Raw genomic sequence first — 6020 nt, 5'->3', positions numbered from 1 at the left:
CTGGAGAACACCAGCCGAGAAACTCAACGAACTACTCTCAAACCCACCAGCTGTTGCATCCACCGCTTGAAACCGCCCGGCGAGTTCGCGATCTGTGCGCAGAGTCAACCCGCGCGTAGCTGCCAGGCCCGCTGTACGCGGCCCAACACGTCGGACTCACGACTGCGCGCCGCAACGCGGACGACATGCCAACCGGCCGCTGCGATGTCCTCCAACCGCTGAATCTCGTAGGCGAACAGACTCTTGGTCGTGCGGTGGTGATCGCCGTCGTACTCGGCGGCGACCATGGTGTCCTCCCAACCCATGTCGAGGTAGTACTTCCGCGATCGGTCCGGGCTGAGCACCGGGATCTGGGTTCTCGGTCGTGGATATCCGGCGCGCATGAGCAGCAGCCGCAGCCACGTCTCCTGTGGCGACGCGGCGCCGGCGTCCACCAGATCCAGCGCTTGCTCGAGTCGGCGCAGGCCTCGAGTGTGGGGATGGCGCCGCGCCGTGTCCTGCACGCTCGCCACGTCGAATCGGGTTGCCCAGGCGAGCGCGTCGAGTCGTGCGACGGCCTCGTCGATTGCGCCGCGTCGGCCCAGATCGAAGGCCGTGCGGTCGATCGTGGTGACGGGAAGCCCGCCGACGAGGCAGCGTTCGGCGTCCAGCAGCGACATCGCCGAGGTCCGCAGGCCCGCGGGCGGGCGGCTGCCATGGACGATCATCTCGATGGGTTGCGTGTCGTCGACCCATTTGGCGCCATGGAGCGCGGACGCCGTCAACCCGGCGAGCACGCCCTGCCGATTCGACCAGAGCCAGGCGGCCCTGGCCCGATCGCGAAGCGTCAGCGTGGCGTCGCGGCGCACGTACACGTTCGGGAAGACGGTCCGGAAGTGCGCGCGCAGCTGGTGCTTACGGACGAGGCCTGCGCGCAACGCCTCCGTGCCGACGAAGGGTCTGTCGAGCATGACCGCAGATTCGGCCGCCGCACCGACGCGGCCCGCCGTTGACATTGCCCACAGATCGCCGTTTGTGGACTGATCGCGATCTGTGCACAGAATCAACGTCGAGAAAGCAGAAAGCCCGGCACCACCGGTGCCGGGCTTCCTTGGAAAGGCTGCTAGTCGTTCTGGAAGTAACTGAGCAGCCGCAGGATCTCGATGTACAGCCAGACCAGCGTGACGGTCAGGCCCAGGGCGACGCCCCACGCGGCCTTCTCCGGCGCACCGGCGCGGATCATCTGGTCGGCGGCGTCGAAGTCGATCAGGAAGCTGAACGCCGCGAGGCCGATGCAGACCAGCGAGAAGATGATGGCGATGGTGCCGCCGCTGCGCAGGCCCATGCCCTCGCCGCCGCCCACGCCGAACAGCGCGAGCACGAAGTTGCCGAGCATGAGCACCAGCACACCGAACAGGCCGGCCACGATCATGCGGGTGAACTTCGGGGTGACGCGGATGGCGCCGGTCTTGTAGACGACGAGCATGCCGAAGAACACGCCGAGCGTGGCGAGCACCGCCTGGGTGATCAGCGCGCCCGCGCTGCCGCCCGCGACGACGACGTTGCCGAACAGCCACGAGATCGCGCCCAGGAACATACCTTCCAGGCCCGCGTAGGTCAGGACGATGGCGGGGTTGTCCTGCTTGCGGCCGAAGGTCGCGATCAGGACCATCACCAGGCCGCCGATGGCGCCGATCATGGTCAGCGGGCCGGCCAGGCCCGGGTTCATCCCGACCAGGAAGTAGGAGACGACGGCGACGGCCGACAGCACGGCCAGCGTGATGCCGGTCTTGGTGACGACGTCGTCGATGGTCATCGGCCGGGCGACGCCGGTCTGCTCCGGGTACTGCGTCGTATACGGCTCAGCGTGTACCTGCTGGGCACCGTAGCCGGCGGCTCCGGTACCGAATGTCGCGTATCCGCCCTGCGTCTTCGGCAGGGAGCGGAATACCGGGTTGCTGCTCTCGCGCACCGTCGGGTCCTCTCATAGGTGGTTCGATGACGAACACACGGTCAACGATCGACGGTCCGGCGTGAGTTCCCGAAATCGAGGCAAGATCTCACAGGAACTTCCCAGGACGGTCGAGCGAAACCTTACCCGTCGTGCGCGCACCGCGGGCGACGATCTACATTGCTTCCCGTGGCGGAAAACGAGGATGTCCTAGTTTCTGTGGAGAACGGCGTCGGGCTCGTCACCTTGAACCGGCCCAAGGCGATCAACTCGCTGACCCACGGGATGGTGACCACGCTGGCGGATGCGCTGCACGCCTGGGAGAAGGACGACGGTGTCCACACCGTGCTGCTCTCCGGGACGGGCGAACGCGGTCTGTGCGCCGGCGGCGACGTGATCGCGCTCTATCACAGCGCCAAGGCCGGCGGCGCCGACGCGCGGCGGTTCTGGTTCGAGGAGTACCAGCTCAACTCGTACATCGGCCGCTACCCCAAAACCTATGTGGCGGTGATGGACGGCATCGTCATGGGCGGGGGCGTGGGCGTCAGCGCGCACGGCGACGTGCGGGTGGTCACCGACACCACGAAGATGGGCATGCCCGAGGTCGGCATCGGCTTCATCCCCGACGTGGGTGGCACCTACCTGTTGTCGCGCGCTCCCGGGCTGCTCGGCCTGCACGCCGCACTGACCGGCGCCCCGTTCTCCGGCGCCGACGCGATCGCGATGGGGTTCGCCGACCACTTCGTGCCGCACGACAAGCTGGACGACTTCAAGGCGGCGGTCGTCGCCGACGGGGCCGAGGCCGCGCTGGCCGCCCACGCCGCCGAACCGCCCGCGAGCACGCTGCTCGCCCAACGGGACTGGATCGATGCGTGCTACGCCGGTGACACCGTCGCCGACATCATCGCAGCGCTGCGCGGCCACGACGCCGGCCCGGCCCGCGACGCCGCCGACCTCATCGAGTCCCGCTCCCCCGTCGCGCTGGCCGTCACGCTCGAATCGGTCCGCCGGGCGGCCCGACTCGACACACTGGAGGACGTGCTCCGCGACGAATACCGCGTCTCCTGTGCGTCGCTGCGCTCACACGACTTCGTCGAGGGCATCCGCGCCCAACTCGTCGACAAGGACCGCAATCCCCGGTGGTCGCACCAGTCGGCCGCCGAGGTCACCCGAGCCGACGTCGACGCCTACTTCGCACCCGCCGACCCCGAACTCACCTTTCCCGCATAGGAGTAGCCATGGATTACGAGACCATCCTCGTCACCCGCGAGGGCCGGGTCGGCACGATCACGCTGAACCGCCCCAAGGCGCTCAACGCCCTCAACTCGCAGGTGATGGCCGAAGTCACCACGGCTGCAGCGGAGTTCGACGCCGACGAGGGCATCGGCGCGATCATCGTCACCGGCAGCGAGAAGGCCTTCGCGGCGGGCGCCGACATCAAGGAGATGGCGAGCCTGTCGTTCGCCGAGGTCTTCACCGCCGACTTCTTCGCGTTGTGGGGCAAGTTCGCCGCCACCCGCACCCCCACCATCGCCGCCGTCGCGGGCTACGCACTCGGCGGCGGGTGTGAGCTGGCGATGATGTGCGACATCCTGATCGCCGCCGACACCGCCAAATTCGGGCAGCCCGAGATCAAACTCGGCGTGCTGCCCGGTATGGGCGGATCGCAGCGGCTGACCCGCGCGATCGGCAAGGCCAAGGCGATGGACCTGATCCTGACCGGCCGCACGATCGGCGCCGAGGAGGCCGAACGCAGTGGCCTGGTGTCGCGGGTGGTGCCCGCCGACCGGCTGCTCGACGAGGCCAACGAGGTCGCTGCGACGATTGCGGGCATGTCGCGCAACGCATCCCGGATGGCCAAGGAAGCCGTCGATCGCGCCTTCGAGTCCACGCTGACCGAGGGCCTGCTGTACGAACGCCGGCTCTTCCACTCCACGTTCGCGACCGAGGACCAGAAGGAAGGCATGGCGGCGTTCAGCGAGAAGCGCCCCGCCAACTTCACCCATCGCTAATCTGCTCTGGTGAGCGATACCGCGGAGGTCACCGAGCAGTCTCCGCCGCAGGACCGGCCACCACGTAGACGGGCGTGGTGGCTGCGCCACTACACGTTCTTCGGCACCGCCGTCGGGCTGGTATTCCTGTGGTTCTCGCTCACCCCGTCGCTGTTGCCGCGCGGCCCGCTGTTCCAGGGTCTGGTCAGCGGCGGGGCCGGCGCCGCCGGGTACGGGATCGGCGTGTTCGCGGTCTGGCTCGTGCGCTACATGCTCTCCAGGGACACCAGTCCGGCGGCTCCGCGGTGGGCCTGGTGGGCGCTGGTCGTGGTCGGCGTCGTCGGTCAGGTGCTGATGATCGTCTACTTCCACGTCTGGCAGGACCAGGTGCGCGACGCGATGGGCGTGCCGCGGATGGGGTTCTGGGAACACCCGCTGACCGCGGTGCTGGCGATCGTCGTGCTGTTCGCGCTCGTCGAGGTGGGCCAGCTGATCCGGCGGTTGGTCCGGTTCCTGGTCGGGCAGCTCAATCGTGTTGCCCCGCCCAGGGTCTCGGCCGTCGTCGTGGTGGTCCTGCTGGTGGCGCTGACGATCGCACTGCTCAACGGCGTCGTGGTCCGCGGGGCGATGAGCGCGATCAACAACACCTTCGAGACGGTCAACGACGAGACCGATCCGGACACTCCGGCCCCGGTCAGCGCCCTGCGGTCGGGCGGGCCGCAGTCGCTGGCCAGCTGGGAGTCGCTGGGCCATCAGGGCCGGATCTTCGTCTCGGGCGGGCCGACGGTCGCCGAACTCAGCGCCTTCAACGGCGCACCCGCGACCGAGCCGATCCGCGCCTACGCCGGCCTCAACTCGGCCGACGGCATCCGCGCGACCGCCGGTCTGGCCGCCCGGGAACTGCTGCGCACCGGCGGTCTGGACCGCGCGGTGATCGCCGTCGCGACCACCACGGGCACCGGTTGGATCAACGAGGCCGAGGCCTCCGCGCTGGAGTACATGTTCAACGGCGACACCGCGATCGTGTCGATGCAGTACTCGTTCCTGCCGAGCTGGCTGTCGTTCCTCGTCGACAAGGAGAACGCGCGACAGGCCGGACAGGCGTTGTTCGAGGCCGTCGACGCGCTGGTGCGGGAATTGCCGGAGGACCGGCGTCCGCGTCTCGTCGTGTTCGGTGAGAGTCTGGGCTCGTTCGGCGGCGAGGCGCCGTTCCTGGCGCTGAACAACCTGATCGCGCGCACCGACGGTGCGCTGTTCTCCGGGCCGACGTTCAACAACACCATCTGGACCGACCTGACCGGACAGCGCGACCCGGGTTCGCCCGAGTGGCTGCCGGTCTACGACAAGGGTGAGAACGTCCGCTTCGTCGCCCGCCCCGACGACCTCGGCCGGCCCGAAGACCCCTGGGGCACACCGAGAGTGGTGTACCTGCAGCATGCCTCGGACCCGATCGCGTGGTGGAACCCCGACCTGTTGTTCGCCCGGCCGGACTGGCTGAAGGAGCCACCGGGCTATGACCGGACGGCCCGGATGAAGTGGATCCCGGTGGTGACGTTCCTGCAGGTGTCGGCGGATATGGCGGTGGCCGTCGACGTTCCGGACGGCCACGGTCACGTGTACGTCAAGGATGTCGTCAACGGCTGGGCGGCCGTTCTGCAGCCGCCGGGGTGGACGCCGGAGAAGACCGAGCGCCTGCGACCGGTGCTGCACTCCGACGAGAACAGCTAGACGAGGACACCTTCGGCCTTGAGCGCGTGGTAGCCGCCGACGACGTCGGTGGCCCGGTGCAGCCCGAGGTCGAGCAGCGACGCCGCGGCGAGGCTCGAGGTGTAGCCCTCCGAGCACAGCACCACCCATTCGACGTCGTCGTCGACGGCCTGCGGTATCCGGGCGTCGCTGGTGGGATCGCAGCGCCACTCGAGCACGTTGCGCTCGATCACCAGCGCGGCGGGCACGTCGCCCTCCCGCGCGCGTTGAGCCTGCGGACGGATGTCGACGAGCACCGCGCCGCGGTCCAGCGCGGCGGGCACCGCGGCCGCGGGCATGCGCCGCAGCTTGGCGCGGGCCTGGTCGAGTACGCGGTCGATGCGACTGGCCAT

6 protein-coding genes are annotated in these 6020 nt (G+C 68.8%); 3 read left to right on the top strand and 3 right to left on the bottom strand.

Features of this window, described 5'->3' with window-relative positions:
* Nucleotides 1–104: 104 nt before the first annotated feature.
* Together AU195_RS15340 and AU195_RS15335 are read right to left on the bottom strand one after the other, a co-directional pair.
* A complete protein-coding gene (locus tag AU195_RS15340; RefSeq protein ID WP_059159919.1) occupies nt 105–950 on the bottom strand; it encodes a hypothetical protein in 846 nt (281 codons plus the stop codon).
* Nucleotides 951–1102: 152 nt separating this feature from the next.
* The gene (locus AU195_RS15335) at nt 1103–1951 is read right to left on the bottom strand and encodes a Bax inhibitor-1/YccA family protein (protein ID WP_059159912.1); all 849 of its coding nucleotides are present in this window, start codon (nt 1949–1951) and stop codon (nt 1103–1105) included.
* Nucleotides 1952–2119: 168 nt separating this feature from the next.
* Here AU195_RS15335 and AU195_RS15330 point away from each other — a divergent pair, with 168 nt between their 5' ends.
* From AU195_RS15330 to AU195_RS15320, 3 genes are read left to right on the top strand one after another with little or no spacing between them, the layout of a single operon-like run.
* Nucleotides 2120–3160 (top strand): enoyl-CoA hydratase/isomerase family protein, encoded by a 1041-nt coding sequence (locus AU195_RS15330; protein ID WP_059159911.1) that lies wholly within the window; start codon nt 2120–2122, stop codon nt 3158–3160.
* A gap of 8 nt (nt 3161–3168) precedes the next feature.
* The gene (locus tag AU195_RS15325) at nt 3169–3942 is read left to right on the top strand and encodes an enoyl-CoA hydratase (RefSeq protein ID WP_059159910.1); all 774 of its coding nucleotides are present in this window, start codon (nt 3169–3171) and stop codon (nt 3940–3942) included.
* A 9-nt stretch (nt 3943–3951) separates the two neighbouring features.
* The gene (locus AU195_RS15320) at nt 3952–5649 is read left to right on the top strand and encodes an alpha/beta hydrolase (protein WP_059159909.1); all 1698 of its coding nucleotides are present in this window, start codon (nt 3952–3954) and stop codon (nt 5647–5649) included.
* On the opposite strand, the gene AU195_RS15315 is transcribed toward AU195_RS15320, so the two are convergent.
* Nucleotides 5646–6020 (bottom strand): rhodanese-like domain-containing protein, encoded by a 375-nt coding sequence (locus AU195_RS15315; RefSeq protein ID WP_059159908.1) that lies wholly within the window; start codon nt 6018–6020, stop codon nt 5646–5648. The genes AU195_RS15320 and AU195_RS15315 overlap by 4 nt on opposite strands.

The organism is Mycobacterium sp. IS-1496 (assembly GCF_001499995.1).
Classification (GTDB): domain Bacteria; phylum Actinomycetota; class Actinomycetes; order Mycobacteriales; family Mycobacteriaceae; genus Mycobacterium.
The sequence above is the reverse complement of the archived record's forward strand: the minus strand, read 5'-3'. Positions and strand labels throughout refer to the sequence as shown.

Excerpts from the sequence above, each read along its gene's own strand:
- AU195_RS15325 (WP_059159910.1), top strand. The coding sequence starts at position 3,169 with ATGGATTACGAGACCATCCTCGTCACCCGCGAGGGCCGGGTCGGCACG.
- AU195_RS15315 (WP_059159908.1), bottom strand. The coding sequence starts at position 6,020 with ATGGCCAGTCGCATCGACCGCGTACTCGACCAGGCCCGCGCCAAGCTG.
- AU195_RS15340 (WP_059159919.1), bottom strand. The coding sequence starts at position 950 with ATGCTCGACAGACCCTTCGTCGGCACGGAGGCGTTGCGCGCAGGCCTC.